The sequence below is a fragment of the Hymenobacter koreensis genome (genome assembly GCF_039541855.1).
Lineage (GTDB): Bacteria > Bacteroidota > Bacteroidia > Cytophagales > Hymenobacteraceae > Solirubrum > Solirubrum koreensis.
The window spans coordinates 253,033-278,848 of the sequence record NZ_BAABHA010000001.1; the positions used below are offsets into that span (position 1 = coordinate 253,033).

A 25,816-nucleotide genomic window follows, 5' to 3' on the forward strand; every position below is an offset into this window, starting at 1 on the left:
ATTTTTTAAGGGGTAACATTTGAATAAATAGCGCTGATGTTTAGATTGGCCTTCGAAAACAAGGGGTAAAACGTAAAATGAATGATTCTGCTTTGCCTCGTCTGTCGGTGGCGCGTGTTACGCTAGGTTTCCTCCTGCTAGGGGTTATGGTAGCGGCGGTTTACCCGGCTACGCACCCGGTTGCAGGGCCCGGCAGCCTGAACTATGCCGACGTTGGCTGGATGCTTACGGCCACGGCTTTGGTGCTGATTATGACGCCCGGCCTCTCGTTTTTCTACGGCGGTATGGTGCGGCCCAAAAACGTCATCAGTACCATGCTGCAGAGCTTTGTGGCCCTGGGCGTTATCACGCTGGTGTTTTACTTCGTGGGCTTTTCCCTGGCCTACGGCGACTCCTGGCACGGGCTCATTGGGTCGCCGTTCACGTATGCGCTGCTGCGCGGCGTAGGCACGGCACCGCATCCGGAACTCTCGCCCACCATTCCCTTCATTCTGTATTTCGCCTTTCAGCTCAAGTTTGCCATCATCACCCCAGCCCTCATTACCGGCTCGTTTGCCGAGCGGGTACGCTTTAAAGGCTATCTGGCGTTCATGGTGCTGTTTTGCCTGTTCATTTACTGCCCGCTGGCGCACTGGACCTGGCACCCCGAGGGCTTTTTGCGGAAATGGGGCGTGCTCGATTTCGCGGGCGGTACCGTGGTGCATATTTCGGCGGGTATTGCGGCCCTGGCCGGAGCCATGGTGCTCGGCCGCCGCACCGACCACGTGCGGGCCACTACTTTCTCCACGCCCAACGTGCCCTATGTGGTGCTGGGCACCGGCTTGCTGTGGTTCGGTTGGTTTGGATTCAACGCCGGCTCGGCTTTGGGAGCAAACGAGCTGGCCGTAAACGCTTTTGTTAACACGAATCTGGCTTCGGCCGCGGCGCTGTTTGCGTGGCTGCTGGTGGAAGTGGCCCGCGGCGGCAAGCCCACGGCTGTGGGCGCCTGCATTGGGGCCGTAGTGGGGTTAGTAGCTATTACGCCCGCCGCCGGCTACGTCAGCTACGGGCAAAGCCTGCTGTTTGGGGTGGTGGCGGCGCTCATCAGCCAGGCGGCCGTGCACTGGCAAAACTCGCGCACCAGCATCGACGACACTTTGGACGTGTTTCCCTGCCACGGCCTGGGCGGCATTGTGGGCATGCTGCTTACCGGCGTGTTTGCCGATAAAGTAGGCCTTATTCACGGCGACGCCACCGTGTTCGGTTACCACGTGCTTGGCCTGCTGATTGTGGTGAGCTACTCGTTTGCCGGGTCGTGGGTGCTGCTGAAGCTCACCGACCGTTTCTTCGCCCTGCGCGTGAAGCCCGCCGACGAAGACCTCGGCCTCGACCTCAGCCAGCACGAAGAATCCACCTACCACGTGGACGAAGAATTTGAGCGCACGTACCGGCAGGCGCTGGTACGCCGCGCCTAACGCTTTTCGCCGGCCGGGCCCTGCAATGGACAGGCGCCCGCCACCCCGGCGAAAGTAGGGGAGGAGACGTGAGGGGAGATAAAAGCCGTCGGAGGGGAAACCGACGGCTTTTTTATGTATTGGAGTGCGCGGGTGTTAGCTGCGGCCGCGCCGTGGGGCAGTCTACTGAAAAGTGCTTCTGCCCTTGGGCCGGCTAATCGGACGCCAGTTGCGCGGCTGCCTGCTGGGCTTGCGTCAGCCGCGCGTGCATTACCCGAAACCAGAGCGGCGGCAGCGTGGCCAGTAGCATCATGGCGGGGTAGCCGGCGGGCATTTGCGGGCCGCTGGGTTGGTAGCGCAGCTGCTGGAACGGCCGTGAGGCCAGGTAATGGTGGTCGGAGTGGCGGGTGAGTTCGTAGAGCAGCACCCGGCCCAGCGGCTGCTCGGCGTTCCAGGAGTGGTGGGGCTGCACACGTTCGTACACGCCGGGCCGCACCTCGCGGCGCAGCAAACCGTAGTGCTCCACGTAGTTGATGATTTCCAGGAGCGTACCGCCCAGTATTCCCACGGCCAAATAGGCTAGGGCGGCTTTGATTCCCAGCAGCGCGCCCACGGTCAGCAAAGCCAGTACTTGCAGCAGCTGAAACCGCAGCATCTGGTTGTGCCAGGGGTGCCATTGCACGTGCCCCAGCTTGCGCAGCCGCGCTGCTTCCAACTGCCACGCCGACCACCAGCCGCCGCCCATGGAGCGCAGAATAAACGCGTAAAGCGCTTCGCCGCGGCGGGCCGTGGCCGGGTCGTGCGGGGTGGCCACGTGCCGGTGGTGCCCGCGGTTGTGCTCGATGAAAAAGTGTAGGTACAGGCTGGCGAGCAACAGCAACTGGGCCAGTACCTGCGGCAGGCGGCCCGGGCGGTGCCCCAGCTCGTGGGCCACATTAATGCCCATGGCGCCGCAGCAAATGCCCTGCGCGAGGGTTAGCCCCACCAGTTCGTGGGTGGTTAACGGAACGCGGGCTACGGTAATCAGGTACCAGCCCAGCAGACCGTAGAGCAGCGGCACGTTCAGGTACAGCAGCGCGTCGAAAAAGCGGTTGAGGCGCGCCGAGCTGTGCGTTACGGCCGGTACCTGAGGCTCGGGTCGCGGGCGCGGCAGTAACACTTCTTCGAGCACCGGAACCAGCCCAAATACGAAGGCCGGCGTCAGCCAGCTCCACGGCCCGCGCCATGCCAGCCCGGCCGCCATGCTCAGCGGCACCAGGTAGGCCAGTAGGTAGCGCAGCTCACGAATAGGCATGGCAGCAGGCGGTTACAAAGTAATAAGGTAGCAGCTGACCAAGCGTTTTGCAACTGTTCCCAATCGGCTGGCTTATTCCCGGTAACGTTGCAGCACCGTTTGCAAAGCAGTTTCATCTACCGAGGCCAGGTGCACTTTCTTAAAAGGGGCCGTGTGGCCACTCAGTAGCTCCACGCTGGATTTGCTTACTCCAAACAGCTCGGCCAAATATGCCAGCAGGCAGGCGTTGGCTTTGCCGTCGTGGGCGGGGGCTTTCAGGCGTACGGTCACGGTGCCGTCGGGTGCTACCTGCAGGGCGTTGGCGCGGGCATTGGGTTTGGCCCGCAGGTGCAGGGTAACCACTTAGGCTGGCGAGTTGTAGGCATCGTAAATATTCCAGGCCCACACCAGAAACGGAATAATGATGGTCCACCACAGCAGAAAGCCCACTATGCCGCTAACAACCCAGATGAAAATGGCTTTCAAAATTTGACCCTTTATGAGCTGGCCCAGGCCGGGCAGAATGGCCGAGAGAATGGCAGGTACGCCGTAAGTTGGTTTCATGGCTGAGTAAGGGAAGGAACCTGTGTAATTACGCAATAGTAGCTGGTTCGGTGGCGGGAGCAGCTCCCAAACGTAGCTGGCCGGTGGGGCATACCTCCAGCAGCACGCAACGGCCGCAGGCCGGCGAGTTAAAGTAGCAGCACTTCTGCCCATGAAACATGAGCGCCTCGTGGTGGTCGTACACCTGCTGAGCATCCCAGCCGGGCGGCAGCAGCGCTTCCAGCAAAGCGTGCGAAGCTTCGGTGCCCACCTTCGGACCAATGAGCCCGAGCCGTTGAGCTACGCGGTGGTGGTGGCTGTCGACGGGCATGGCCGGGCGGCGCAGCGTACTGAACAGCAGGGTGGCAGCGCTGGTTTTGGGCCCCACGCCGGGCAGTGTTTCCAGCCACGCGCGGGCCTCTGGCACCGGCAGCTCGGTGAGCAATTGCGTAAACCGTGGCAGGTCGAGGTGGCCTCCCAGCCGAACCGTTAGCTCACGCAGAATGGCCTGCAGGCGCGGAGCTTTTTGCTCGGGCCAGGTGCAGGGGCTGATGGCGGCCTGGACTGCTTCCGTGGGTGCATCGCGCACTTGCTCCCAGGTAGGAAATTGGGTCGTGAGCTGCTGAAACGCCCGGTGCGACTCGGCGTTGCGGGTACGGTGCGAAAGCAGCGCGCTCATCAGCTCACTAAGTGGCGGCTTGGTACTGAAAAACCGAAATGGTGCCCCGTACAACGCACACAGACGCTCGTGAGCCAGCAGCGCCAGCGCCTGACGATCGGGTGGTGCAGAAGGAGAGACTGGTAGCGCAGCGGTGGGTAGTTTGGGCATAGCCTTCGTTCCAACGGCCGCGGACCGCAGCTGGTTGTGGCTTTCGGGCACGAAAAACCCCACCCAAACTTGTTCGGGCGGGGTCATAACAGAGCCAAGCTCGGGACTTTACTCGGCAGTGCGGTTGTACAAAGCCACGGCCTGCTTCAGCTTGCGGTGTTGGGAGCCGCTGAGAATGGACGGCACCAACAGCACCGGTACCGAAATAAACAGCAGCGGCGAAACCGATTGCGTTTGCCCGCTAAACGTGCTGAGCAGGCCGGCCGCCATCAGGCCGCCGCCCACCACGTAGCCGGCCGTGCTGTAGCGGCGCAGCCGGGCCACGTCGCGCAGCGTTTCGGCGCTGCCTGGGTTGTCCGACAAGGCCACGCTCAGGCTGCGAAAGTTCATTTCCTCAATGGGCCCACCATCTTTGCTGAAGTACTCCTGGCGCACGGTGCGGTAGCCGCCGTAGGGGTAGCCTCCGCCGTACGGGAACCCGCCAAAACCGCCGTAAGGGTAGCGTCCGTAGCCAAAGGGCCCACCGAAAGCGCCCGGCTGAAACTGCTGCGTGGTTATGGAATACGTACTGATGCGGCCAAGCCGGTCGCGGCGCAGCGTAGCTTCGCGGCGTGAGCCGGGCAAACGGGTACGCACGTAGTGGCCGGTCTCGTCCTGGTAAAACTTGATCTGGTCGAGCTCGAAGCGCTGCTGGCCGTTAAGCAGCAGATACGAGCGGCCGAGCACCGGCTGGCGCACTTCCACATCGTCGGCCGCATACACTTCGCCCGATTTCAGGCCGATGCGGTAGCGCGAAGCGGGCGGGGCCACGGCTGGCGCGGGTTGAACGGCCCGTTGCGGAGCGGTGGTATCGGGCGGAGGAGCCACAGGGGGCGTGTTAAGCTGGCGGGGCGCATCTTGCGCCCTGGTGGCGGCAAGCGGCGCGCTCAGCAGTGCCGTGGCCAGAAGCAATGAACGAACGTTCATGAACAGAGTAGCGTGAGCAGTGGAAAGAAAGAGCGGAAGAAAAGCAGCACGGCGGAACAGCCGAATTGCCGGGCTGAAAAACAACGTTAATAAGCCGGAGGCAAGTACGAACAAAAAACCGGCCATACCGCTGTCGGGTCTGTAACGGTGCAAAGCCCTACACTCGTTCCGTGGTGGTGCATTTGCCGATGTACCGCCCGGGTTTCGTGTTCCTGAAACCGCGCCGGCAAGTGTACGGTAATTCCTCGACAGCCGGTATCGTTAGCCGGCTGCACGGTGGCCGTATGCGCCACACAAAAAAGCCGGCAGCCCCAAGGCTGCCGGCCGGCATTAGAGCAAACGGTGCGGGGCGGCGGTTTACTTGAGCAGCGTTTCCAGCAAGCTCATGCTATCCACCAGGTCGCGGGTGTTTTCGAAGTCGATGGGCTTCACGATGTAGCCCTGCACGCCTAGCTCGCGGGTGCTGATCTGGTCCTCGTCCATTTCAGATGTGGTGGTCACAAACACCGGAATGTCGCGCAGCTCCTCGTGGGTGCGCAGCTCGGCCAGAAACTCGTGCCCGTTCATTTTGGGCATGTTCAGGTCGAGCAGAATAACCTCGGGCAGGGGCCGGATGGCCTCGGTGCCGTTGGTGCCCAGCAGTAAATCCAGCGCCTCCAGTCCGTTAAAAGCCGTGTGCAGCTTGTGGGGAATGTTGAATTTCTCAAACGACTTCTGCACGGTCATCGTGTCGAAAAAATCGTCTTCTACCAGCAGAACAGAACGCATACAACGTAACTAAGGCCTCGAAAAAAATACGGCCTGCAAAAATACAACACCCCGGCGCCAATTCCGCGCCTTTCGGTATTATCCTGCGGTTATGCTGGCCGGTACGCCGGCGGGCACCCGCGGCCAGGTAAACACGAACGTGGCCCCCGCGCCCGGCGCCGATTCCACCCGGATGTTACCGCGCTGCTCGTCAATGATTTTCTTGACAATGCTGAGCCCGATGCCGGTGCTTTCGGCCGTGTGCCGGTCGCGCAGGGTCTGAAACATCAGGAAGATCTTTTCGTGGTATTCGGGCGCAATGCCGGGGCCGTCGTCCTGCACCCGAAACTCGTACTCCTTTTTCAGCTCCCGGCAGCCAATGGTGAGCGTGCCCGCGCCGCGGTGGTGGTATTTCACGGCGTTCGAGAGCAGGTTGGTAAAGACCTGCTGCAGGCTGAGGCGGTCGGTAAGCAGGGTCGGCAGCGGGTCGGTAATGCGCAACTCAAACTGGGGCGGCACCACCATGTCCACCACGTCGTGCACGAGGTGGTCTACGTTTACTTCCTCCAGCTTTTGCTGGGTGCGACCCACGCGGGCATAAGCCAGCAGGCCGTTAATCAAGTCTTCGAGGCGGCTGAGGCGGCCTTTCATCAGGCCCAGGTACTCCTGCATTTTGGGCGAGAGTTCCTGGTTCAACTCGTCCTCAATCCACTTCACCACCGTGGTAACGCCCCGCAGCGGGGCTTTCAGGTCGTGCGAGGCCACGTACGCAAACTGGTCCAGCTCGCGGTTGCGCTTTTGCAGGGCCCCAAAAGTGTCGTCGAGGGTTTGCGTCATCCGGTTCAGGGAATTGGCCAGGTTACCCAGGTTGTCCTTCTCCTTGTCGCGAATTTTCACGGTGTAGTCACCGTGCACCACTTTCTCGGCCAGGTTCTCGATAATCTCGATGCGCTGGGCCACGGCTTCGTTGGTAAGGGCCAGCTCGGCCTGCAGCCGTTCGTTAGCGCTGATTTCGCTGCCGGCCTTGGCAAACAGCCACAGCGTAATAACAATGGCCAACCCCGCCGAGAGCAGGATTATGGCCGGCGTGAGCGACTGGTATATTTCCTGCTCGGCGCTGCGCTCCGCCAGCAGCTCCAGCTCTCGGGCCCGGGTGCGGGCCAGCAGCCGCTCAATGGCGCGCATGGTCTGCCGGTCGGTGTCGAGGCCGGTTTGAATGGCCGATTGCGACAGACCGGCCTGGGGGCGGCCCAGCTCGGCCAGCAGGCGCATTTCCGATTCGATAGCCGCACCGATGGTATCCAGGCGCATCTGCTGCACGGCGTTGTCCTGGCTGAGGCGGTCAACTTCCTCCAAATGCGGCGCCACCGTCCTGGCGGCGCGCACGTAGTTGCCCAGGTACACCGTATCGGTGGTAATGAGGTAGCCGCGTACGCCGGTGCGGGCGTCTTTAATGCTCAGTTCCAGATCCTTCAGCTCCTGAATAACCTGGTACGAATGCTCAACCCACGTGGTGCGGTTGGCCAGCTGCCGGATGCTAACGAACGACGCTACTGCCGTGAGTAGCAGCACGCCCGCTGCAATGCCGAAGCCGATGTAAAGTTTAGTTTTGGTATGCAGGCGCATGACGTGGAAAAACGACTGCGGCAACCACGGCCGCAAAAGCCCAACAAGATACGCAGCCGGCGTGGCCTGCCCGCCACGCCCGCCCGCGCCAAGGCGTATCTTCGCGCCGCTTTCGCCCGTTTCCGCCATGCCCGACGCCATCAGCAGCCCCCAGAACCCACGCATTAAAAACCTGCTTCGCCTGCAGCAGAAAGCTTCCGAGCGCCGTGAGCAGGGCCTCACCATTGTAGAAGGCCTGCGCGAGCTGACCATTGCGCGCGGCGCCGGCGTGGTGGTGCCGGCCGTGTTCGTGTGCCCCGAACTGCTGCCCGAAACCCAGCAGCGGGAGCTACGCCACGTGCTGGAAGCCAGCACCGAGTGGTTCGACGTATCGAAGGCCGTGTTCGAAAAGGTGGCGTACCGCGAAGGCTCCGATGGCGTGCTGGCCCTGGTGCGCCCGCCGCAGCGCCGCCTGGCCGATCTGCAGCTGCCCACCAACCCGCTTTTGCTGGTGCTGGAAGCCGTGGAGAAGCCCGGCAACCTGGGCGCCGTGCTCCGTACCGCCGACGCCGCCCAGGCCGACGCCGTGATTGTGTGCGACCCGCGCACCGACCTCTACAACCCCAACGCCATTCGGGCCAGCATCGGCTGCGTGTTTACCGTGCCCGTTATTGCCACTTCCCGCCCCGAGTTACTGGCGTGGTGCAAGCAGCACGGCATCCGAACCTACGCCGCCGCCCTTACGCCCGCCGCCAAAGCCTACACCGATTACGATTTTCGCGGCCCCACCGCCCTGCTCATGGGCACCGAAGCCGACGGCCTCACGCCCGAGCTCATTGCCGCCTGCGACGAAACCATCATCATTCCCATGCGCGGCTACATCGACTCGCTGAACGTGAGCACCGCCACCGCAGTACTGGCCTTCGAAGCCGTTCGGCAGCGCGAGGAAGAACGGTAGCGGTTCTGCGGGGCTGGTTGGGCTTATTATTGGTCGGAAATACCCATTTTTCCGGTACCTGTTTCGCTACCACTCGCGCCTCAATGCAGCCGAATTCCTTTTTTGTTCGCTTTTCGGGGCGGTGGCTGTGGCCGCGGCTGTTGCTGGCGGGCTTTGTGGTGGTGCAGGTGCTGGGCGCTTGCGGCTCGTTTAAGTTCACCACCGAAGACCGCCACCAAAAGCCGCTGGTGTTTCGGTACACCATTGATAAAACGAGCTTTCTGCACTTCTTTTTCCGCAGCTACGACACCATCGGGACCGAAATTGTGTACCAGGGCCGGGAGCTGCGGCCTGCTACGCCCTGCGACATGGGCTCCAAACACGCCGAATGGTTTCATCCGCGGCCCATCAGTGGGCCCGATCCCCGCTGGCTCGTGGAAAGCCGCTGCCCCGGCGGTACCACGCTGTACCTGCTTCGGCTAACGGCCGACGGGCCGGTGCTGCTCCCGCTGGGCCCGTTGCGGTATCCGGCCCGAGCGCGTAACCTGGTAACCCTGCCGGATAACCGTTATGCCTACCTGGTTTCCTCGGATTCCACGGGCGTCTTTATCGATTGGCAGGCAATGCGCACCCAGCCCGTGCTGTTGCCTGCCTTGCCGCGGCGGCTGAGCTGGAAGTACCGCCCCGAACGTACTGCCTACACGCTCTCCCCCGATGCCCGTGTACTGGCCCGCCTGCATAGCCCCGATACCACCTCGGTTGTTGTGGTTGTGGGAGGGGTGCCAACCCGCCGCCGGCCGGCTATGGGCCCGGGCCTCGTTATCGATCAGTATTATTTTGAAACCCGTAGTGCCCAGCGGCAAATCGTAAACGGGGTGTACGTGCCCCCGGCCGCGCTGCTCGATACCGTGCGCTGGGGCCGTGCCACCGATAACCGCTGGCAGGTGCAGCTGCGCCCGTAACCCCGCTGCGTGTGCTATGGCCATGACTACTCATCACCGCATATTCCGCATCCACGGCCGCGTACAGGGCGTGTTCTTTCGCCAATCGGCCAAGCGCAAAGCCACCGAGCTGGGTCTGCACGGGTACACCTGCAATAACCCCGACGGCACCGTAACCATTGAAGCCGAAGGCTCCGCCGAAGCACTGTCTGCTTTGGAAGTTTGGTGCCAGCACGGGCCGCCGGCAGCACGGGTAGACCGGGTAGAAACGCAAACGGGCGAAATGCAAGGATTCAGGGCGTTTGAGGTGCGGCAGTAGGGGGGGTGAATTGCGACGCGCCTTTCCGCTCCGGGCTGTGGTAAAGCTTTCCGGCTGCTTGGGCATCACGCGGAAGTTCGGCACGGTGAGTATTTCGAGCTTCTTTGCCCCAACTTAAAGTAGGATATTGCAGCGATGAACAAAGGGTTACTTACCAATCTGCTTCGCCAAATAGGCCTCATGCACGCCGCCGACCGCGTTCGATACGGGCTGATGCGCTATAAAAACCGCCACCTCAACCAGGCCTTCCGGGCAGCTAACACCGGCGTAAAGCTGCCGCCTGATTACTTGATGTACGAGTCGTTTCAACTCAATTACCGCAAGTATTACGAGGGTGGCCGCGACACGGCTGCGTGGGTACGTGACCACCTCGGCAAACATTTGGAGCTCCGCAATCAGCACATCCTCGATTGGGGCTGCGGCCCCGGCCGCGTCATTAGGCACCTGCCCGAGGTTGTTGGGCAAGGCTGCCGCTACACCGGCACCGACTACAACGCGCAGTCCATTGAGTGGTGCCGCCAACATTTATCGGGCATTGAATTTCTGCTAAACGGCATCGACCCGCCCCTGCAAGCTGCTGATGCGGCATTCGACGCGGTTTACGGCATATCCATTTTCACTCACCTTTCTGCTCAGGGCCACCAACGCTGGTACGATGAGCTGATGCGCGTTACGCGCTCCGGGGGCGTGTTGCTGTTCACCACCCACGGTGCCGCCTTCCGCGAAATCCTGACTGAAGCTGAACGGGCCACTTTCGACGCGGGGCAACTCGTCATTCGCAGCAACGTGGACGAAGGTCACCGGGTCTTCGCTGCTTTCCAGCCGCCTAGCTACTTGCACCACCTGTTCGGCCAACAAGCGGAAGTGCTGGAGCACATTCCCGGCCAGCGCCAGGGTGCCGCTGCCAGTCAGGATGTATGGCTGCTGCGCAAGAAGTAGCAAGGTATAGCAAGTCCAAACGCAACAGGGCGCGGCTTTAGCCGCGCCCTGTTGTCTTTTTAAGACAAGCGCCCTAACGGATAAGCAGCTCCGGGCTGGGCACCACCGTGCGGACTACATAACCCGCCGCGCCCGCTTGGGAGGCTGTAAGAGCACCGCCGAACACGAAGGTGCCGCCACCGGAGCCGCCGTTACCACCGCAGGCGCCGCCTCCGGAGCCTGCCGTTTGATTGGTTGAGAAGGCGTCGGCGCCCGCGGCCCCGCCGTTGGCTTGCAGCGTGCCCGTTACGGTGGCCGTGGCGCTCGAAATCAAATGGATGATGCCGCCACCGCCGCCGCCACCCCCGCCCGCACCGTTGGTGCCGCCGTTGGCATTGACTCCACTCGCGCCGGCGCCGCCGTTGGCCCGAATGCTTCCCGATACGGTGATGTTGCCCTGGGCCGCTAGTATCACAATGCCCCCAGCACCACCCCCACCGCCGCCCACGTCACCTGCCGTAGCGGTATTAACCGCGCTATTGCCGTTGGCGTTGATGTTGCCTCCTGCCGTCAGGTTGATGTTGCCGCGGCTCACGATGGCAATTGAGCCGCCGCCCTCTCCACCCGTGCCGTTAATTGTTCGGTCGCCGGCGCCGCCAGCGGCCACCGGGGCATACGTTAGCCCAGCCGCCGAAAGCAGGCTCATCCCGGTTCCACCGGTAATGACGCCTGGGGCAGAGCGGGCTACGCCCGGGTGCGGGGCGCCGTTGCCGCTATCCTCGGCCCCGTTGGCCACGGTGATGGTGCCCGAAATGGTGACGTCGCCGGTGCAGCGGATGACCGTGCCGCTGGGTACAATTAGGTTACCAGAGATGCTGAGCGTGGTAAACTGCAAAGGATGCCGCCCTGCCAGCGCATTAAAGCCGCTGGCGGTAGTCAGATCCAGGGTGTTGCCAGACGCAATGTTGAACGCGCCCGCCGAGCCGTCGCCGTATTGCCCGAGGGCGCCGGCTGGTCCTTGCGGGCCCTGCGGCCCGGCGGCCCCTGGAGCGCCCGCCGGGCCCTGAGCGCCTAGCTGCATCCAGCCCGTACCGGTGTAATAGTAATAGCCCGGAGTGCCATTGGTCTGGTACACGAGCAGGCCCGCGCTTTGGGCCGTAACGGGAATCTGCTCGCGCTGGCTCTGCAGCATGCGCGGCGGCAGAAAGCCCCGGTTGGTGGAATTAACGTCGAGGGCTGCGGCGCCGTCGGGCTGTGTGGTACCAATGCCGACGCTCTGGGCCTGAGCTTGTAAGCCGGCGCCGGCCATCAGCAATGCGAGAAGTAAAGGGCGTAAATGTGCCTGCATAGGGTAACCGGGAGAGAACGGGTCACAATAATACTATATGAAATCAATTGAATATTAATTGGCTGTTTACCGACGGGTCGCAAACAAAAAAGGCGCGACCGAAGCCGCGCCTTTTCTTACATAAGCTCCCGAAAGAGCTAGTCGATTTTCTTGGCCGAGCGCAGACGCTCGTTTTCGTCGAGCAGGATTTTGCGCATCCGGATCGACTTCGGCGTAACCTCCAGGTACTCATCCTTCTGGATGTATTCCATGGCGTCTTCCAGCGAGAACTGGCGCTTGGGCACAATCTTCACGTTGTCGTCGGTACCCGAAGCACGCATGTTCGTCAGCTTCTTGCCCTTCTGAATGTTGATGGTCAAGTCGTTCGGGCGGGTGTGCTCACCGATAACCTGGCCGGCGTAAACTTCTTCGCCTGGATCAACGAAGAACTCGCCGCGGTCCTGCATCTTGTCGATGGTGTACGCGGTGCCGGCACCGGTGTCCATCGAAATCAGCGAGCCGCTGATACGGCCGGGAATCTGGCCTTTGTAAGGCTCGTAGCTCTGGAAGCGGTGATTCATGATGGCCTCACCAGCAGTGGCGGTCAGCACGTTGTTACGCAAGCCAATCAGGCCGCGCGACGGAATGTTGAACTCCAGGTGCTGCAGGTCGCCTTTCGGCTCCATGATGGTCAGCTCGCCCTTGCGCATCGTCACCAGCTCGATAACCTTACCGGCAGTTTCCTCCGGTACGTCTACCACCAAGTGTTCGATGGGCTCCAGGCGGTTGCCGTTGTCGTCTTCTTTGAAGAGCACCTGCGGCTGGCCTACCTGCAGCTCGTACCCTTCGCGGCGCATGGTTTCGATGAGTACCGACAAGTGAAGAATGCCCCGGCCGTACACCAAGAAGGAGTCTTCGCGGTCGGTTTCCTTCACGCGCAGCGCCAGGTTTTTCTCAGTCTCTTTGTACAGACGGTCGCGCAAGTGACGCGAGGTCACAAACTTGCCTTCCTTACCGAAGAACGGCGAGTTGTTGATGGTGAACAACATGTTCATCGTCGGCTCGTCGATGCTGATACGGGTCAACGCCTCGGGGTTTTCGGCATCGGCGAGGGTGTCGCCGATGTCGAAGCCTTCGATGCCGGTTACCGCGCAAATTTCACCGGCCGAAACCGACGAAACTTTGGCTTTGCCCAGGCCTTCGAATACCTGCAGTTCTTTGATCTTAACCTTTTTGATGGTGCCGTCGGCCTTCATCAGGCTCATGTTCGAACCTTCAGTAAGGGTACCGCGCTGCACGCGTCCGATGGCAATACGGCCCACGAACGACGAGTAGTCGAGCGAGGTAACCTGCATTTGCGGGGTGCCTTCGTAGAACGGAGCGGGAGGGATGGAGGCAATAACGGCATCGAGCAACGGGGTGATGTCGTCCGTTTTCTGCTTCCAGTCGGTGCTCATCCAGCCCTGCTTCGAAGAGCCGTACAGCGTTACGAAGTCCAGCTGGTCTTCGGAAGCGCCGAGGTTGAACATGAGGTCGAAAACCTGCTCGTGCACCTCGTCGGGGCGGCAGTTTTCTTTGTCGACTTTGTTAACCACCACAATGGGCTTCAGGCCCAAATCGATGGCTTTGCCCAGTACGAAACGGGTCTGGGGCATGGCACCTTCGAAGGCGTCGACGAGCAGCAATACGCCATCGGCCATCTTCAGTACACGCTCCACCTCGCCGCCGAAGTCGGCGTGACCAGGGGTGTCGATGATGTTGATTTTAACGTCTTTGTAGCGAACCGAAACGTTCTTCGATACGATGGTAATGCCACGCTCGCGCTCCAGGTCGTTGTTGTCCAAGATCAGGTCGTCGAAGTGCTGGTGCTCCGAAAAGAGCTTCGACGCGTGGATGATCTTGTCCACGAGCGTGGTTTTGCCGTGGTCAACGTGGGCAATGATGGCGATGTTACGGATGTTCTGCATGAGAGCTGTTTTGCGGGTGCAAAGGTAGGGAATTTCGTCCGCAAATGCTTGTTACCCTTAATGTTTGAAAGCAAACCGCGCTGCCTGTCAGCGTCGTAGGTATGCTGAACAAAACCCGACAGCACAGCGTTCTGCATGCGGCGCGGGTTTTTTCGGCCGTCTTTCTCTCCCGTTTAATTTATTCCATGCGCATCCCCGTCTTACTGCTTAGTCTGCTGTGCTTAACCTCGTTGCCGGCTTGTTCTCAACAAAAAACCAAGGAAATATCTGTCGCCAAGGCATCTAATAAGGTGTATCCCACGGCGCAGCCGATGACCAACAAGGCCGATGAATTTCCCGTGCGTAAAACCGACGCCCAATGGAAACTGCAACTCACGCCTGAGCAGTACACCATCCTACGCGAAAAAGGCACCGAACGGCCCTTCGCGAACAAATACAACGACAACCACGAGAAAGGCGCCTTTTACTGCGCGGCCGATAAAAACTTGCTTTTTCACTCCACCGAGAAGTTCGAGTCGGGTACCGGCTGGCCTAGTTTCTTTGCGCCGGCCACAGCCAGCAGCGTGAAGGTGCAGAAAGACAACAGCCACGGCATGAGCCGCGACGAAGTAGTTTGCGCCAAGTGCGGCGGTCATTTGGGCCACGTGTTCGACGATGGCCCCGCGCCCACGGGCCTGCGCTACTGCATGAACTCCGGCGCTATGGTGTTCGTCAAGAAGTAAGAGTCGTCACTGCTTTAAAAGAAAGCCCGCGCCTCGGTGCGGGCTTTTCTGTGCGTAGCCGCCTTGGTCAGCACCGTCAACTATTGCTGCTCGGGTACATAAAAGGGATCCAACAAGCTGTAGCTGCCTTGCGTTGAGAGAATATACCTCAGCTCCTGTCTCATGTCTTGCCGCCCGTTTCGTCTCGTTTTGCCCGCCGTATTGCTCTGTTGGCTCGGCGCCGCCTGCACCACCTCCGACCAATCGGCGGAAGTGGACCGCGCGCCCACCGAAATTCGCACCGATGCCGACCGCCAGGCCGCTTACAACAACGGCGTGGGCACCGGCACTCAACCCGACGCCACGCCCAACCGTGTGCCCCAAGTGCGTGAGCAGGCAGCGGCTACCGGCGCCCGGCAGCGCATCGAGTCCGTTAACACTAACGACCCCAACCTGAGCACGCCCGAAGAGCGCGTGCGTCGTATTCAGGGCAACCCCAATATGGCCGATACCCTGCGGCGTCCTTAAAACCAGAATCGGCCCGCCCCGCTGCGTAAACAGCTAGGCGGACCGATGCGAAGGCACGTCAGGAAATCTTATTCGGTAGTACCGTTAGCCGACGAGGCCGGGGTAACCAGCGAAGCCGGTTTTTCGGGGGCCAGCGGTGCGCTGGGGCGGGCACCAGAACGGTTGCGGACGGCAGCCGGCCGTGCCGCAGGCGGCGTAGCGGTTGTGGGCGTGGTGGCCGTAGCCCGCGAACGGCTGGGGCGCGGTGCCGGCGTGGCCTTGGGAGCCGCTGCTGCCGTGGCTGGCCGGCGTGGAGCCGCAGGCTTTGCGGCTGCGGGCCGGGCTGCTGGCTTGGTGGCGCCACTAACGGCTTTGGAAGTGGTTGAGGTGCTCGGTTTCTCGTCGTTAGCCTGAACCGAAGATGCTTTCAGGAGTTGACGGGCTTCCTGCTCAAAGCGAACAGCGGCTTGCGCCACTACTTCTTTTACCTGCGCTTTGGTTTCCTTTCGAATGCGCTTAGACAACTCATCAAGCTGCTTGTTAAGCTGTTTCTGCGCCTGTTTGGTAGCGGCTTTTTGCGCCTTCTTGCCCCCCGACTTGTCCTTGCCGGTCGGCAGATCAATGCTGGCATGGGCGCCATCAGAAGAAGCCCGGGCTACGGATTTACGCTCCGCCTTTGCATTGGCCTTGCCTTTCTTTTCGCCCTTCTCTTTGCCGGCTTTTTCGCCTTGTTTACCGGCGCTTTTTTTATCTGCTTTTGCCATGGTGTGGTCTGGTAAAGATGAGCAACTCATGTACTATTTCGGAAAGGAAACGAATCGGAAGCAGAATGTTACCGTTGCTCGGTAATTGATAACATTGCGCCGTACTACCGCATCGCGTATCTGATACGCGTGCGGGTGCGGTTACGTCTGCACTTTTCGGCGTTTCTTTGCGCCTTCCTCGTATTTTTTGTTCGCGCTGAATGTGTGGCGCGGCGTTTTTCACCTCCCCATGCAAGCCCTTCCCAAACGCTATACCGTTACCGCTGCGCTGCCTTACGCCAACGGCCCCGTGCACATTGGTCACTTAGCAGGTGTGTACCTGCCTGCCGATATTTACGTGCGTTACCTGCGCGCTCAGGGCCGCGATGTGAAGTTTATCTGCGGCTCCGACGAGCACGGCGTGCCCATCACCATTCGGGCTCAGAAAGAAGGCGTTACCCCGCAGCAGGTGGTCGATAAATACCACGCCATCATCCGTGACTCTTTTAAAGAGTTCGGTGTGTCGTTCGATATTTACTCGCGCACTTCCAACGAAACGCACCACAAAACGGCCTCCGACTTCTTCCGCAAGCTTTACGAGGCCGGCCAGTTCACCGAACAGACTTCGCTGCAGTATTATGACGAGCAGGCCGACCAATTTCTGGCCGACCGCTACATCGTGGGCACCTGCCCCACCTGCGCCAACGAAAACGCCTACGGCGACCAGTGCGAAAAGTGCGGCTCCTCGCTCAGCCCCACCGAGCTGATTAACCCGCGCTCCATGCTCTCGGGCAACCACCCCGTGCTGCGCGAAACCAAGCACTGGTACCTTCCGCTCGACCAGTACGAGCCGTGGCTGCGCGAGTGGATTGTGGAAGGCCACAAGCAGGACTGGAAAACCAACGTGTACGGCCAGTGCAAATCCTGGATCGACCAGGGCCTGCACCCCCGCGCCGTAACCCGCGACCTGGATTGGGGCGTGCCCGTACCCGTAGAAGGCGCCGACGGCAAGGTGCTATACGTGTGGTTCGATGCGCCCATTGGCTACATCTCGGCCACCAAGGACCTGCTGCCCGGCGACGCCTGGAAGCCCTACTGGCAGGACCCCGAAACCAAGCTGCTGCACTTCATCGGCAAGGATAACATCGTGTTCCACTGCATCATTTTTCCGGCGATGCTCAAGGCCCACGGCGAATTCATTCTGCCCGATAACGTGCCCGCCAACGAGTTCCTGAACCTGGAAGGCGACAAGATTTCCACGTCCCGCAATTGGGCCGTGTGGCTGCACGAGTACCTGCAGGATTTCCCCGGCAAAGCCGACGTGCTGCGCTACGTGCTCTGTGCCAACGCCCCCGAAACCAAGGACAACGACTTCACTTGGAAAGATTACCAGGCACGCAACAACAACGAGCTGCTGGCTACACTCGGCAACTTTGTGAACCGCGCTGTGGTGCTAACTCACAAGTTCTTCGAAGGCCGTGTACCCGTAGCCGGCCCACTCGACGAGTTGGATGAAGAGGTACTGCGCCAGCTCTCGGAGTTTCCGCAACGCATCGGCGACCTAATCGAGAACTACCGTTTCCGCGACGCCCTGGCCGAAGTGCTTAACCTGGCCCGTGTCGGTAACAAGTACCTGGCGGATACCGAGCCCTGGAAACTTATCAAAACCGACCCCACGCGCACCGCCAGCATTTTGCACGTGAGCCTGCAGCTTACGGCCGCTTTAGCCACGCTGCTGGAGCCCTTCTTGCCCGAGTCGGCGCAGAAACTGGCCACCATGCTGCGCACCGAGCAAGGTGCTTGGAGCCAGGCCGGCCGTGCCACGCTGCTGCCCGAAGGCCACCAGTTGGGCGAAGCCTTCCTGCTGTTCGAGAAAATTGAAGACGCCACCGTAGAAGCCCAGGTACAGAAGCTGCTCGATACCAAGAAAGCCAACCAGATGGCCGCTGCCGTCGCCGCTCCCGCCAAGGAAAACGTGTCGTTCGACGAGTTCGGCCGCATGGACCTGCGCGTGGGTACCGTGGTAGCCGCCGAGAAAGTGGCCAAAACCAAAAAGCTGCTGAAGCTGACCGTCGACACTGGCCTCGATCAGCGCACCATTGTTTCAGGCATTGCCGAGCACTTCATTCCCGAGGCCTTGGTAGGTCAGCAAGTGCTGGTGCTGCTGAACCTCGCGCCGCGCGAAATCAAAGGCATCGAAAGCCAAGGCATGCTGCTTATGGCCGAAAACGCCGACGGTTCGCTGCACCTCATGCAGCCCGGCCAGCCGGTGCGGCCGGGTAGCTTTGTTGCGTAGGGAAGCCACCTTGCCCAAAACAAACGGGCTGTCCCACTCTGCAAGGAGTAGGGCGGCCCGTTTGTTTTGGCTTGGGTTACTATATGGTGCTGCTGGCTATTAAGCCAACTAATGCACGAAATCCCACTGGAACCTCAGAATCTTGGACAGTCCATCCTGCTGGCGGTAGGATTGGTTGCGGTATGCATTTTGGCTCTGATATGGGGCGGTATTAAGCTAATGACCGCCACCCGATCGGGGCCTTTTTATCTTTCTATAAAGTTCTACGTCGGTCTCGGCTTGCTGCTGTGTGGCCTTGCATGGGTGAGTAAAATACTGCCTGGGTTGCTCTACATCTGCTCGATCCTAGTGAAATACCACCAGTCGGAGCCGCTGCAGTAGCTCTTACTTCACGTTTACGACATTCATCGTCCGCTCCAGTCCCAACGTGCCAAACGCCAGCACCGCTTCCGCCGCCTTTTCAATGCGCAGCGGCAGGTCAATTCGCTCGTCTTCGCTGAACGGATTGAGCACGTAATCCACCTGCCGGCCTTTGGGAAAGTTGGCGTCCACGCCGAAGCGCAGGCGGGCGTATTCGTCGGAGCCGAGGGTTTCCTGAATGTGCTTGAGGCCGTTGTGTCCGCCGGCCGAGCCTTTGCCTTTCAGGCGAATTTTGCCGTAGGGGAGGGCCAAATCATCGGTTACCACCAGCATCTGCTCTTTTTCCAGCTTCAGGCTGGTGAGGTAGTGCGCGGCGGCTTTACCGCTTAGGTTCATGTACGTGGTGGGTTTTACCAGTACGTAGGTTTTGCCTTTGTGCTTGATTTCGGTCACGAACGCGTGCCGCCCAATTTCAAACCTTGCCTCGTGCTTGGCCGCCAGGTAATCGAGCACCATAAAGCCAATGTTGTGGCGGGTGTCGGCGTACTCCGGGCCAATGTTGCCCAGCCCCAGAATCAGAAATTTCATACTTGTTTGTGTAGACGCCTACAAACGTAAAAAATCCTGCCCCGCCGCAAGGCGAAGCAGGATTTTTGCTTTCGACAGCGCGAAAAACCTATTTGTCGGCAGCCATCTGGCCTTTCAGGGCACGCGGGATGGTTACCGTGGCAATGGGAGCCATCGGGTTCGTCAGGATGGTGTAGTTCTCGGGCACCACCTTGTTTACCTTGATCGACTTGCCCAGGCCCAGGTCCGAAATGTCCACCTTCACGTAGTCGGGCAGGTTTTCGGCCGAAGCCTTCACTTTCAGCTTGCGCAGCTTGCTCACCAGCTTGCCACCAGCCAGTACGCCCGGCGAAACGCCTACGAACTGCACGGGGATGTCCATCTTCACTTCTTTGCCTTCCTGCAGCAACAGGAAGTCAACGTGCAACAACATCTCGTTCACGGGGTGGAACTGAGAGTCCTGCACGATGGCACGGTACATGGTGCCTTCAATGTTCAAGTCAACGATGTGCACCTCGGGGGTGTACAGCAACTCGCGGAACAGGATGGCCGGAACCGAAAAATGCACTTGCTCTTCGCCGCCGTACAATACGCACGGAACCATAGAGTCCAGGCGCAGGGCCTTGGCATCTTTCTTACCGAGATTCGCTCTTTTAAACCCTACAATCTCGAGGCTTTTCATAATACTGGTGTTTGAAAGTGTGGTCTTAGTAAAGACCTTGAAATGAAACTGTTCCGCCAGCCAGAATAGCCGACAGGGCCGCAAAGGTACGCGGAAGGTTTCGGATTGAAAAGTGTGGGCTTACTATATGTGACGGAAGTAAGCCGTCAGTAGCTAGAAAAGCGTCATCCTGAGTAAAGCGAAGGGCCTTCTCACCGCCGGACGATTTGTTCTGGCGTGAGAAGGCCCTTCGCTCTGTTCCTGACGACAGGCAATTAGTCCGTCTTTATATAAACAGCGAGCTAATAGACTCGTGTGTCACCACGTTCCGGATGGCTTGGGCAAAGAGGTCGGCCACCGAGATGACGCGAATCTTGTCGTTTTCCTCGCGCAGCGGGATGGTATCGGTCGTAATCAGCTCCACCAGCGAGGAATTGCGAATCCGCTCATGGGCCGGGCCGCTAAGCACGGGGTGGGTGATGACGGCCCGCACCGAAGCGGCACCCCGCTCCAGCAGCAGATCGGCGGCCTTGCACACGGTGCCGGCCGTGTCCACGATGTCGTCCACCAGCACCACGTTCATGCCCGTCACGTCGCCGATGACCTGCATGGAGGCAATTTCGTTGGCCCGCAGGCGCATCTTGTCGCAGACCACTATTTCGGCCCCGAACTTCTTGGCAAAGGCCCGGGTGCGCACCACGCCGCCCACGTCGGGAGAAGCGAAGATGAGGTTCTCCAGGTTCAGGGACTTGATGTAGGGCGCCGTGATGGTGGAGCCGTCGAGGTGGTCGACGGGAATGTCGAAGAAGCCCTGAATCTGGCCCGCGTGCAGGTCGCAGGTCATCAGGCGGGAAGTGCCCACGCTCTGGATGAACTCAGCCACGACTTTGGCCCCGATGCTTACCCGGGGCTTATCCTTGCGGTCCTGCCGGGTGTAGCCCATGTAGGGCATCACCACGTTCACTTTGTAGGCCGAGGCGCGCTTGGCCGCGTCCACCATCAGCATGAGTTCCATCAGGTTATCGGCGGGTGGGAAGGTGCTCTGGATGAGAAACACCTCGCAGCCGCGTACGCTCTCGTTGAAGCTCGGTCCGATTTCGGAGTCGGCGAAGCGCTGGATGGTGAGGTCGCCCAGGGGTTGACCGTAAGCGGCGGCAATTTTTTCGGCCACGTCGCGCGACGTGGTACCGGAGAAGATTTTGACCTGCGAAGCCATGAGAGAAGAAAAGGGAACAAGGAAAGCCAACCAAGAACCGGCGTCCGTAGTCCGGATGCACGCGTTAGTGGCTGGGTCGCAGGCCGCTGCAGGGCCCTGACCGCCGCTAGCGCGTGGTCAGTACCGGTGGAACCGTAAAAAGCGAAAGGCGCCGACTTCTCTCCGAAGAGGAAGCCAGCGCCTTTCGCTGTTGAGCAGTTGTCCGACCAGGGCTCGAACCTGGACTTTCTTGAATCAAAATCAAGCGTGTTGCCAGTTACACCATCGGACAAAATCCCACGCGGTGTCCCGTTTGGGTTTGCAAATGTACTACCGTTTCGGGCGGCTCCAAATTTTGGGCGAAATAATTTTTTGGGGTAAAGGCGTTATTTGGCCTGAAAAGCGCCTTTTAGCGGTGATTTTCAGCGCGAAAAGTTTCCGTGGCGTTCGGGTTTGCCCATGCGGCGGATGGTCCGTACTTTTGCGGCCTGAAACTGCTTCATTTCCCTATACACAAACGCAATGGCGAATACCGGCAAAATCACCCAGGTCATCGGTCCCGTGGTGGACGTGAGCTTCGCGGGTGAAGGCTCCAAACTGCCCAACATCCTCGACGCGCTGGAAGTAACGAAGGACAACGGCCAAGTCGTAATCCTGGAGTGCCAGCAACACCTGGGCGAAGACCGTGTGCGTACCATCGCCATGGACTCGACCGAAGGTTTGACCCGCGGCGCCGACGTGCGCGACTTGGGTGCGCCCATCTCGATGCCCACCGGCGACGGCGTAAAAGGCCGCCTGTTCAACGTAATCGGCGAGGCCATTGATGGCATTCCGCAGCCCCAATCGGGCGTGCGTCTGCCCATTCACCGTCAGGCTCCCGCTTTCGAAGAACTGGCTACTTCCTCGGAAGTTTTCTTCACCGGCATCAAAGTAATCGACTTGCTGGCTCCTTATGTAAAGGGCGGTAAAATCGGTTTGTTTGGTGGTGCTGGCGTAGGCAAAACCGTACTGATTCAGGAACTCATCAACAACATCGCCAAGGCCTACTCGGGTCTGTCGGTGTTTGCTGGTGTGGGCGAGCGTACCCGCGAAGGCAATGACTTGCTGCGCGAATTCATCGAATCGGACATCATTCGCTACGGCTCGGAGTTTAAGCACTCCATGGAGCAGGGCGGCTGGGACCTGACGAAGGTGGACATGGCCGAGATGGAAAAATCTCAGGCTACGCTGGTGTTCGGCCAGATGAACGAGCCTCCCGGAGCCCGTGCCCGTGTGGCCCTGTCGGGTCTGACCATTGCGGAGAACTTCCGCGACGGCGACGGCACCGGTGCTGGTCGTGACATCCTGTTCTTTATCGACAACATCTTCCGCTTCACCCAGGCGGGTTCGGAAGTGTCGGCTCTGCTGGGCCGTATGCCCTCGGCCGTAGGTTACCAGCCCACGCTGGCTACCGAAATGGGTGCCATGCAGGAGCGTATCACCTCCACCAAGCGGGGCTCTATCACCTCGGTACAGGCCGTTTACGTGCCTGCCGATGACTTGACTGACCCGGCTCCGGCCAACACCTTTGCTCACTTGGACGCTACCACGGTACTGTCGCGTAAGATTGCCGAGCTTGGCATCTACCCGGCTGTGGACCCGCTGGACTCGACCTCACGCATCCTGGATGCCGCCGTTCTCGGCGACGAGCACTACAACACCGCCCAGCGCGTGAAAGAAATTCTGCAACGCTACAAAGAACTGCAGGACATCATCGCCATCTTGGGTATGGACGAACTCTCCGAAGAAGACAAGCAGACCGTAAACCGCGCCCGTCGCGTGCAGCGTTTCCTGTCGCAGCCCTTCTTCGTGGCCGAGCAGTTCACCGGTCTGGCCGGTGTACTCGTTGATATCAAGGACACCATCCGCGGCTTCAACGAAATCATCGACGGCAAGCACGACCACCTGCCTGAGGCAGCGTTCAACCTCGTAGGTACCATCGAGGATGCCGTAGCCAAGGGTGAGAAGTTGATGGCGGAAGCCCGCTAATTTTTGAGTTGACGGTTATCCGTTGTCAGTTGTGAGGCCGAACGGCACACGCTGACAACGGATAACTACAAACAGGCAACTGCTATGCGTTTAGAAATCATCACGCCGGACCGCAAGGTGTTTGAGGGCGAAGTTTCTTCGGCCATCTTCCCGGGCGCCGACGGCCAGTTTGAAGTGCTCAACAACCACGCCCCGCTCATCAGCGCGCTGCAAGCGGGCGAGGTGCGCCTAACCAGCGCTGCCGGCCGCGAGTCGTTCCAGGTAACGGGCGGCGTGGTGGAAGTGCTGCGCAACAACGTCGTGGTTTTGGCCGAGTCGGTGTTGGCGTAACGCTTCAACGAAAAGAAATCAGGAAAGCCTCTCCCGCCCCGGAGAGGCTTTTTTGTTGGTCTAGAGAGGGAACAGCACTTCGGTTGAATTATAGTAAGGAGTGCCGACCTTGCGTGGAGCAAGTGCCCGTTTAGTTGCCCGATCTATGCTGCGTCCTCAGGACCCTTTTGCTGCTATTGAGAACATTTACACACCCCGGCAGCGGCACGTGCTGCTGATTGCCTCGCTTATTGGGCTGGGTGGGCTGATGCTGTTGGGGCTGGTGCAGTACCTAACGGCGTTTTTGGGGGCAGGCATTCTGTTTGTTATGTTCCGGCCGTGGTGGGTGGCGCTGGTGCATCAGCGCCGCTGGAACCGCCGGCTGGTGGCCGTGGGGCTGCTGCTGGTTACCGTGGTGGCCCTCATTATCCCCTTCTTTGCCCTGAGCACGTTGCTGATCGACCGGATGGTGGCATTTGCCCGGCACCCCGAGCGCATCATGGATGTACTGCACAAGCTGGAAAACGCTAGCGGCTTTCAAATTGTGGGGAAGCAAAACGTGCGCGAACTGCTTCAGCAGGCTGCGCGGCAAGTGAGCAGCTGGGTGCCCACAGTTGCCAGCGGTGCTTTGAATTTCCTGGTGATTGTGGGGCTAATGCTGTTCACTATGTACTACCTGTTTATGCAGGAAACGTACTTTTTACTCGGGCTGCGCCGGTACCTGCCGTTTCGGGGCGAAACCATTTCGGAGCTGGGGGAATCGTTGAAAAACAACGTTAACGCCAACGTATTGGGCCAGGTACTGGTGTCGATGGTGCAGAGTATTCTGACGGGCTTGACCTTGTGGATTTTTGGCGTGCCCGATCCTCTTTTTTGGGGAGTGGTAGCTTTTTTTATGGCTTTCCTGCCAGTCTTGGGTACTCCGCTGGTATGGGGGCCGGCTGCATTGTATCAGTTTTCGGAAGGCGCTACCGGGGCGGCAGTTGGGATTCTGCTGGTGGGCTTCATTGTGATTGTGAATGTTGACAACCTGCTGCGCATTGTGCTGGCCAAGCGCATGGGCGACATTCATCCGCTGATAACGCTAATCGGTCTGGTGCTGGGAATAGAAATTTTCGGCATCGTGGGCTTAGTGGTGGGGCCGCTGCTGGTGTCTTACTTTCTGGTACTGATGGAAGTGTTCCGGCGTGAAAACCGGGTGGCACGGGCTGCTTTGGCGGCCAAGAGCAAAGGTATTGCGGGGGAGTCCCCAGGTGCTGACGCTTAGGGAGGGTCGGGCAGTGCCTTACATGCCTTGGGTAGTTAGGACCTGATCGTTGCAAGCGAGGAGCAGAAAAATGCGGCTGCGGCAGTAGCTTGCACCACGGAAAAGAAACCGATTTCCTCCCGGTGTCGCCCGCCATACCCGCCAACCCTCGTCGCTGATGACCTCCATTACTCCGAAAATCACGCCCATCTACCAAACTTCGGTTTTCAAGTTTCAGGACCTCGACGAGCTCGACCAGTACTTTCAGGATACCAGCAGCCGGTACCTGTACTCGCGCAACGGCAACCCCAATTCCGACGAGCTGGTTAACGCCATCAATCAGCTGGAAGGCGGCGCGGGCGCGGTGGCTACGTCTTCGGGCATGTCGGCCATTTTTGCCTCTATTCTGGCCTACTGCCAAACCGGCGACCATGTGCTGTGCGCTGCCGACATCTACGGCGGCTCGGCTGCGCTGCTGAATACCGAACTCAGCCGCATGGGCATCACGGTGACGTACGTGCCCTTCGAGCAACTCTACAGCCTCGGCCAATTTGTGCAGCCCACCACGCGCCTGCTGCTGGCCGAAACCATTAGCAACCCACTACTGCGTGTGGCCGATTTGCGTCGCCTTGCCACCGAATGCCACAACCTGGGCCTGAAGTTGGTGGTGGACAACACCTTTGCCACGCCGCTGCTCACCAAGCCGCTAAGCCTGGGAGCCGATATCAGCCTGCACAGCGTAACCAAGTACCTGGCGGGCCACAGCGACGTAACCGCCGGCGCCGCCGTAGCGGCCGACCCGGAAGTAGCCGCCAGACTCAAGCAAATCGGGGTGTTTTACGGCCTTACGCTCAGCCCCATGGAAAGCTGGCTGGCCGTTCGCGGCCTGAAAACCCTGCGCCTGCGCGTGCGTGAACATTGCCACAACGCCCAAGCCGTGGCCGAGATGTTGCAACAACACCCCGGCGTGCGCGCCGTGTATTACCCCGGCCTGCCCGATCATGCGCAGCACGCACTGGCCAAGGAGCAGGGTGGAGGTATGTTCGGTGGGATGATGTCGATTCTGCTGGAAGACGATCAGGAAGCGGTGAGCGGCTTCATGCGCCGCTGTCAGCGGTTCCCGTTCGCGCCCTCGTTGGCGGGGGTAGACTCGTCGCTGTCGTACCCGCTGGGAACATCGCACCGGGCACTTACGCCGGAGCAGCAACGGGACCTGGGCATTACATTGGGGCTGGTGCGGCTGTCGGTGGGCATTGAGCCAGCCGAGGAGTTGGTGGAAGACTTGCGACAAGCGTTGGGGTAGGCCAAACGAGCAAGAATTTTGTACCGAAGTCCAGGGTTTTTAAACTGATAGCCGCACGTTTTGTACTGCATAGTGAACTTTATAGACTACCTGCG

Annotated in this window: 25 protein-coding genes and 1 tRNA gene; 12 read left to right on the plus strand and 14 right to left on the minus strand. The window is 60.0% G+C overall.

Annotated features, from left to right (window positions below):
- Positions 1-77 precede the first annotated feature (77 nt).
- The gene (locus ABD903_RS01105; protein ID WP_345220588.1) at positions 78-1,454 is read left to right on the plus strand and encodes an ammonium transporter; all 1,377 of its coding nucleotides are present in this window, start codon (positions 78-80) and stop codon (positions 1,452-1,454) included.
- A gap of 193 nt (positions 1,455-1,647) precedes the next feature.
- Here the strand turns inward: ABD903_RS01105 and ABD903_RS01110 are convergent, their stop codons facing one another.
- The 7 genes from ABD903_RS01110 to ABD903_RS01140 form a co-directional block, all read right to left on the minus strand.
- The gene (locus tag ABD903_RS01110) at positions 1,648-2,727 is read right to left on the minus strand and encodes an alkane 1-monooxygenase (RefSeq protein WP_345220589.1); all 1,080 of its coding nucleotides are present in this window, start codon (positions 2,725-2,727) and stop codon (positions 1,648-1,650) included.
- A 72-nt stretch (positions 2,728-2,799) separates the two neighbouring features.
- A complete protein-coding gene (locus tag ABD903_RS01115; RefSeq protein ID WP_345220591.1) occupies positions 2,800-3,069 on the minus strand; it encodes a DUF167 domain-containing protein in 270 nt (89 codons plus the stop codon).
- Positions 3,070-3,270 carry a hypothetical protein gene (locus tag ABD903_RS01120; protein ID WP_345220593.1) on the minus strand — a complete coding sequence of 67 codons (201 nt, stop codon included), beginning with the start codon at positions 3,268-3,270 and terminating at the stop codon, positions 3,070-3,072.
- 28 nt (positions 3,271-3,298) lie between these two features.
- Positions 3,299-4,078: an endonuclease III domain-containing protein gene (locus ABD903_RS01125; RefSeq protein WP_345220595.1), complete on the minus strand. Its 780-nt coding sequence runs from the start codon at positions 4,076-4,078 to the stop codon at positions 3,299-3,301.
- A 108-nt stretch (positions 4,079-4,186) separates the two neighbouring features.
- On the minus strand, positions 4,187-5,044 hold the full coding sequence (locus tag ABD903_RS01130; RefSeq protein ID WP_345220597.1) for a hypothetical protein: 858 nt from the start codon (positions 5,042-5,044) through the stop codon (positions 4,187-4,189).
- Between the two features lie 357 nt (positions 5,045-5,401).
- Positions 5,402-5,812, minus strand: a complete 411-nt coding sequence (locus ABD903_RS01135) for a response regulator (protein ID WP_345220598.1) — start codon at positions 5,810-5,812, stop codon at positions 5,402-5,404.
- Between the two features lie 78 nt (positions 5,813-5,890).
- Positions 5,891-7,417 (minus strand): sensor histidine kinase, encoded by a 1,527-nt coding sequence (locus tag ABD903_RS01140; RefSeq protein WP_345220600.1) that lies wholly within the window; start codon positions 7,415-7,417, stop codon positions 5,891-5,893.
- Positions 7,418-7,544: 127 nt separating this feature from the next.
- Here ABD903_RS01140 and ABD903_RS01145 point away from each other — a divergent pair, with 127 nt between their 5' ends.
- The 4 genes from ABD903_RS01145 (at position 7,545) to ABD903_RS01160 (ending at position 10,532) form a co-directional block, all read left to right on the plus strand.
- The gene (locus tag ABD903_RS01145) at positions 7,545-8,354 is read left to right on the plus strand and encodes a TrmH family RNA methyltransferase (RefSeq protein ID WP_345220602.1); all 810 of its coding nucleotides are present in this window, start codon (positions 7,545-7,547) and stop codon (positions 8,352-8,354) included.
- A gap of 83 nt (positions 8,355-8,437) precedes the next feature.
- The gene (locus ABD903_RS01150; protein ID WP_345220603.1) at positions 8,438-9,295 is read left to right on the plus strand and encodes a hypothetical protein; all 858 of its coding nucleotides are present in this window, start codon (positions 8,438-8,440) and stop codon (positions 9,293-9,295) included.
- Between the two features lie 16 nt (positions 9,296-9,311).
- The gene (locus tag ABD903_RS01155; protein ID WP_345220604.1) at positions 9,312-9,593 is read left to right on the plus strand and encodes an acylphosphatase; all 282 of its coding nucleotides are present in this window, start codon (positions 9,312-9,314) and stop codon (positions 9,591-9,593) included.
- 135 nt (positions 9,594-9,728) lie between these two features.
- Complete coding sequence (locus ABD903_RS01160; protein ID WP_345220605.1) at positions 9,729-10,532, plus strand: class I SAM-dependent methyltransferase; 804 nt, start codon at positions 9,729-9,731, stop codon at positions 10,530-10,532.
- Positions 10,533-10,605: 73 nt separating this feature from the next.
- On the opposite strand, the gene ABD903_RS01165 is transcribed toward ABD903_RS01160, so the two are convergent.
- Together ABD903_RS01165 and typA are read right to left on the minus strand one after the other, a co-directional pair.
- Positions 10,606-11,859 (minus strand): hypothetical protein, encoded by a 1,254-nt coding sequence (locus tag ABD903_RS01165; protein ID WP_345220607.1) that lies wholly within the window; start codon positions 11,857-11,859, stop codon positions 10,606-10,608.
- A gap of 137 nt (positions 11,860-11,996) precedes the next feature.
- The gene (typA, locus tag ABD903_RS01170) at positions 11,997-13,805 is read right to left on the minus strand and encodes a translational GTPase TypA (protein WP_345220608.1); all 1,809 of its coding nucleotides are present in this window, start codon (positions 13,803-13,805) and stop codon (positions 11,997-11,999) included.
- A gap of 185 nt (positions 13,806-13,990) precedes the next feature.
- Between typA and msrB the strand changes: the two genes are divergently transcribed.
- Positions 13,991-14,527, plus strand: coding sequence for a peptide-methionine (R)-S-oxide reductase MsrB (msrB, locus tag ABD903_RS01175; RefSeq protein ID WP_345220610.1), 537 nt, complete (start codon positions 13,991-13,993; stop codon positions 14,525-14,527).
- A 162-nt stretch (positions 14,528-14,689) separates the two neighbouring features.
- Positions 14,690-15,034 carry a hypothetical protein gene (locus ABD903_RS01180; RefSeq protein WP_345220612.1) on the plus strand — a complete coding sequence of 115 codons (345 nt, stop codon included), beginning with the start codon at positions 14,690-14,692 and terminating at the stop codon, positions 15,032-15,034.
- Between the two features lie 68 nt (positions 15,035-15,102).
- On the opposite strand, the gene ABD903_RS01185 is transcribed toward ABD903_RS01180, so the two are convergent.
- The gene (locus ABD903_RS01185) at positions 15,103-15,777 is read right to left on the minus strand and encodes a hypothetical protein (protein WP_345220614.1); all 675 of its coding nucleotides are present in this window, start codon (positions 15,775-15,777) and stop codon (positions 15,103-15,105) included.
- Positions 15,778-16,006: 229 nt separating this feature from the next.
- On the opposite strand from ABD903_RS01185, the gene metG reads away from it, so the two are divergent.
- Positions 16,007-18,052: a methionine--tRNA ligase gene (gene metG / locus ABD903_RS01190; protein WP_345220616.1), complete on the plus strand. Its 2,046-nt coding sequence runs from the start codon at positions 16,007-16,009 to the stop codon at positions 18,050-18,052.
- 384 nt (positions 18,053-18,436) lie between these two features.
- Here metG and pth read toward each other — a convergent pair whose 3' ends face one another.
- From pth to ABD903_RS01210, 4 genes are all read right to left on the minus strand, one after another.
- Positions 18,437-19,000, minus strand: coding sequence for an aminoacyl-tRNA hydrolase (gene pth, locus ABD903_RS01195; protein ID WP_345220618.1), 564 nt, complete (start codon positions 18,998-19,000; stop codon positions 18,437-18,439).
- Between the two features lie 88 nt (positions 19,001-19,088).
- Positions 19,089-19,661: a 50S ribosomal protein L25/general stress protein Ctc gene (locus ABD903_RS01200; RefSeq protein ID WP_345220619.1), complete on the minus strand. Its 573-nt coding sequence runs from the start codon at positions 19,659-19,661 to the stop codon at positions 19,089-19,091.
- A gap of 265 nt (positions 19,662-19,926) precedes the next feature.
- Positions 19,927-20,856: a ribose-phosphate pyrophosphokinase gene (locus ABD903_RS01205; RefSeq protein ID WP_345220621.1), complete on the minus strand. Its 930-nt coding sequence runs from the start codon at positions 20,854-20,856 to the stop codon at positions 19,927-19,929.
- Positions 20,857-21,054: 198 nt separating this feature from the next.
- A tRNA-Gln gene (locus ABD903_RS01210) sits at positions 21,055-21,127 on the minus strand.
- A 230-nt stretch (positions 21,128-21,357) separates the two neighbouring features.
- Between ABD903_RS01210 and atpD the strand changes: the two genes are divergently transcribed.
- From atpD to ABD903_RS01230, 4 genes are all read left to right on the plus strand, one after another.
- Positions 21,358-22,863, plus strand: coding sequence for a F0F1 ATP synthase subunit beta (gene atpD / locus ABD903_RS01215; protein ID WP_345220623.1), 1,506 nt, complete (start codon positions 21,358-21,360; stop codon positions 22,861-22,863).
- Positions 22,864-22,947: 84 nt separating this feature from the next.
- Positions 22,948-23,193 (plus strand): ATP synthase F1 subunit epsilon, encoded by a 246-nt coding sequence (atpC, locus tag ABD903_RS01220; RefSeq protein WP_345220625.1) that lies wholly within the window; start codon positions 22,948-22,950, stop codon positions 23,191-23,193.
- A 145-nt stretch (positions 23,194-23,338) separates the two neighbouring features.
- On the plus strand, positions 23,339-24,439 hold the full coding sequence (locus ABD903_RS01225; RefSeq protein WP_345220627.1) for an AI-2E family transporter: 1,101 nt from the start codon (positions 23,339-23,341) through the stop codon (positions 24,437-24,439).
- A gap of 157 nt (positions 24,440-24,596) precedes the next feature.
- A complete protein-coding gene (locus tag ABD903_RS01230; protein WP_345220628.1) occupies positions 24,597-25,721 on the plus strand; it encodes a trans-sulfuration enzyme family protein in 1,125 nt (374 codons plus the stop codon).
- Positions 25,722-25,816: the final 95 nt, after the last annotated feature.

Excerpts from the sequence above, each read along its gene's own strand:
- pth (WP_345220618.1), bottom strand. The coding sequence starts at position 19,000 with ATGAAATTTCTGATTCTGGGGCTGGGCAACATTGGCCCGGAGTACGCC.
- ABD903_RS01110 (WP_345220589.1), bottom strand. The coding sequence starts at position 2,727 with ATGCCTATTCGTGAGCTGCGCTACCTACTGGCCTACCTGGTGCCGCTG.
- ABD903_RS01165 (WP_345220607.1), bottom strand. The coding sequence starts at position 11,859 with ATGCAGGCACATTTACGCCCTTTACTTCTCGCATTGCTGATGGCCGGC.
- ABD903_RS01105 (WP_345220588.1), top strand. The coding sequence starts at position 78 with ATGAATGATTCTGCTTTGCCTCGTCTGTCGGTGGCGCGTGTTACGCTA.
- atpD (WP_345220623.1), top strand. The coding sequence starts at position 21,358 with ATGGCGAATACCGGCAAAATCACCCAGGTCATCGGTCCCGTGGTGGAC.
- ABD903_RS01135 (WP_345220598.1), bottom strand. The coding sequence starts at position 5,812 with ATGCGTTCTGTTCTGCTGGTAGAAGACGATTTTTTCGACACGATGACC.
- ABD903_RS01205 (WP_345220621.1), bottom strand. The coding sequence starts at position 20,856 with ATGGCTTCGCAGGTCAAAATCTTCTCCGGTACCACGTCGCGCGACGTG.
- ABD903_RS01120 (WP_345220593.1), bottom strand. The coding sequence starts at position 3,270 with ATGAAACCAACTTACGGCGTACCTGCCATTCTCTCGGCCATTCTGCCC.
- ABD903_RS01125 (WP_345220595.1), bottom strand. The coding sequence starts at position 4,078 with ATGCCCAAACTACCCACCGCTGCGCTACCAGTCTCTCCTTCTGCACCA.
- typA (WP_345220608.1), bottom strand. The coding sequence starts at position 13,805 with ATGCAGAACATCCGTAACATCGCCATCATTGCCCACGTTGACCACGGC.
- ABD903_RS01180 (WP_345220612.1), top strand. The coding sequence starts at position 14,690 with ATGTCTTGCCGCCCGTTTCGTCTCGTTTTGCCCGCCGTATTGCTCTGT.
- atpC (WP_345220625.1), top strand. The coding sequence starts at position 22,948 with ATGCGTTTAGAAATCATCACGCCGGACCGCAAGGTGTTTGAGGGCGAA.
- ABD903_RS01225 (WP_345220627.1), top strand. The coding sequence starts at position 23,339 with ATGCTGCGTCCTCAGGACCCTTTTGCTGCTATTGAGAACATTTACACA.
- ABD903_RS01185 (WP_345220614.1), bottom strand. The coding sequence starts at position 15,777 with ATGGCAAAAGCAGATAAAAAAAGCGCCGGTAAACAAGGCGAAAAAGCC.
- metG (WP_345220616.1), top strand. The coding sequence starts at position 16,007 with ATGCAAGCCCTTCCCAAACGCTATACCGTTACCGCTGCGCTGCCTTAC.
- ABD903_RS01150 (WP_345220603.1), top strand. The coding sequence starts at position 8,438 with ATGCAGCCGAATTCCTTTTTTGTTCGCTTTTCGGGGCGGTGGCTGTGG.
- ABD903_RS01155 (WP_345220604.1), top strand. The coding sequence starts at position 9,312 with ATGGCCATGACTACTCATCACCGCATATTCCGCATCCACGGCCGCGTA.
- msrB (WP_345220610.1), top strand. The coding sequence starts at position 13,991 with ATGCGCATCCCCGTCTTACTGCTTAGTCTGCTGTGCTTAACCTCGTTG.
- ABD903_RS01145 (WP_345220602.1), top strand. The coding sequence starts at position 7,545 with ATGCCCGACGCCATCAGCAGCCCCCAGAACCCACGCATTAAAAACCTG.
- ABD903_RS01140 (WP_345220600.1), bottom strand. The coding sequence starts at position 7,417 with ATGCGCCTGCATACCAAAACTAAACTTTACATCGGCTTCGGCATTGCA.
- ABD903_RS01200 (WP_345220619.1), bottom strand. The coding sequence starts at position 19,661 with ATGAAAAGCCTCGAGATTGTAGGGTTTAAAAGAGCGAATCTCGGTAAG.
- ABD903_RS01130 (WP_345220597.1), bottom strand. The coding sequence starts at position 5,044 with ATGAACGTTCGTTCATTGCTTCTGGCCACGGCACTGCTGAGCGCGCCG.
- ABD903_RS01230 (WP_345220628.1), top strand. The coding sequence starts at position 24,597 with ATGACCTCCATTACTCCGAAAATCACGCCCATCTACCAAACTTCGGTT.
- ABD903_RS01160 (WP_345220605.1), top strand. The coding sequence starts at position 9,729 with ATGAACAAAGGGTTACTTACCAATCTGCTTCGCCAAATAGGCCTCATG.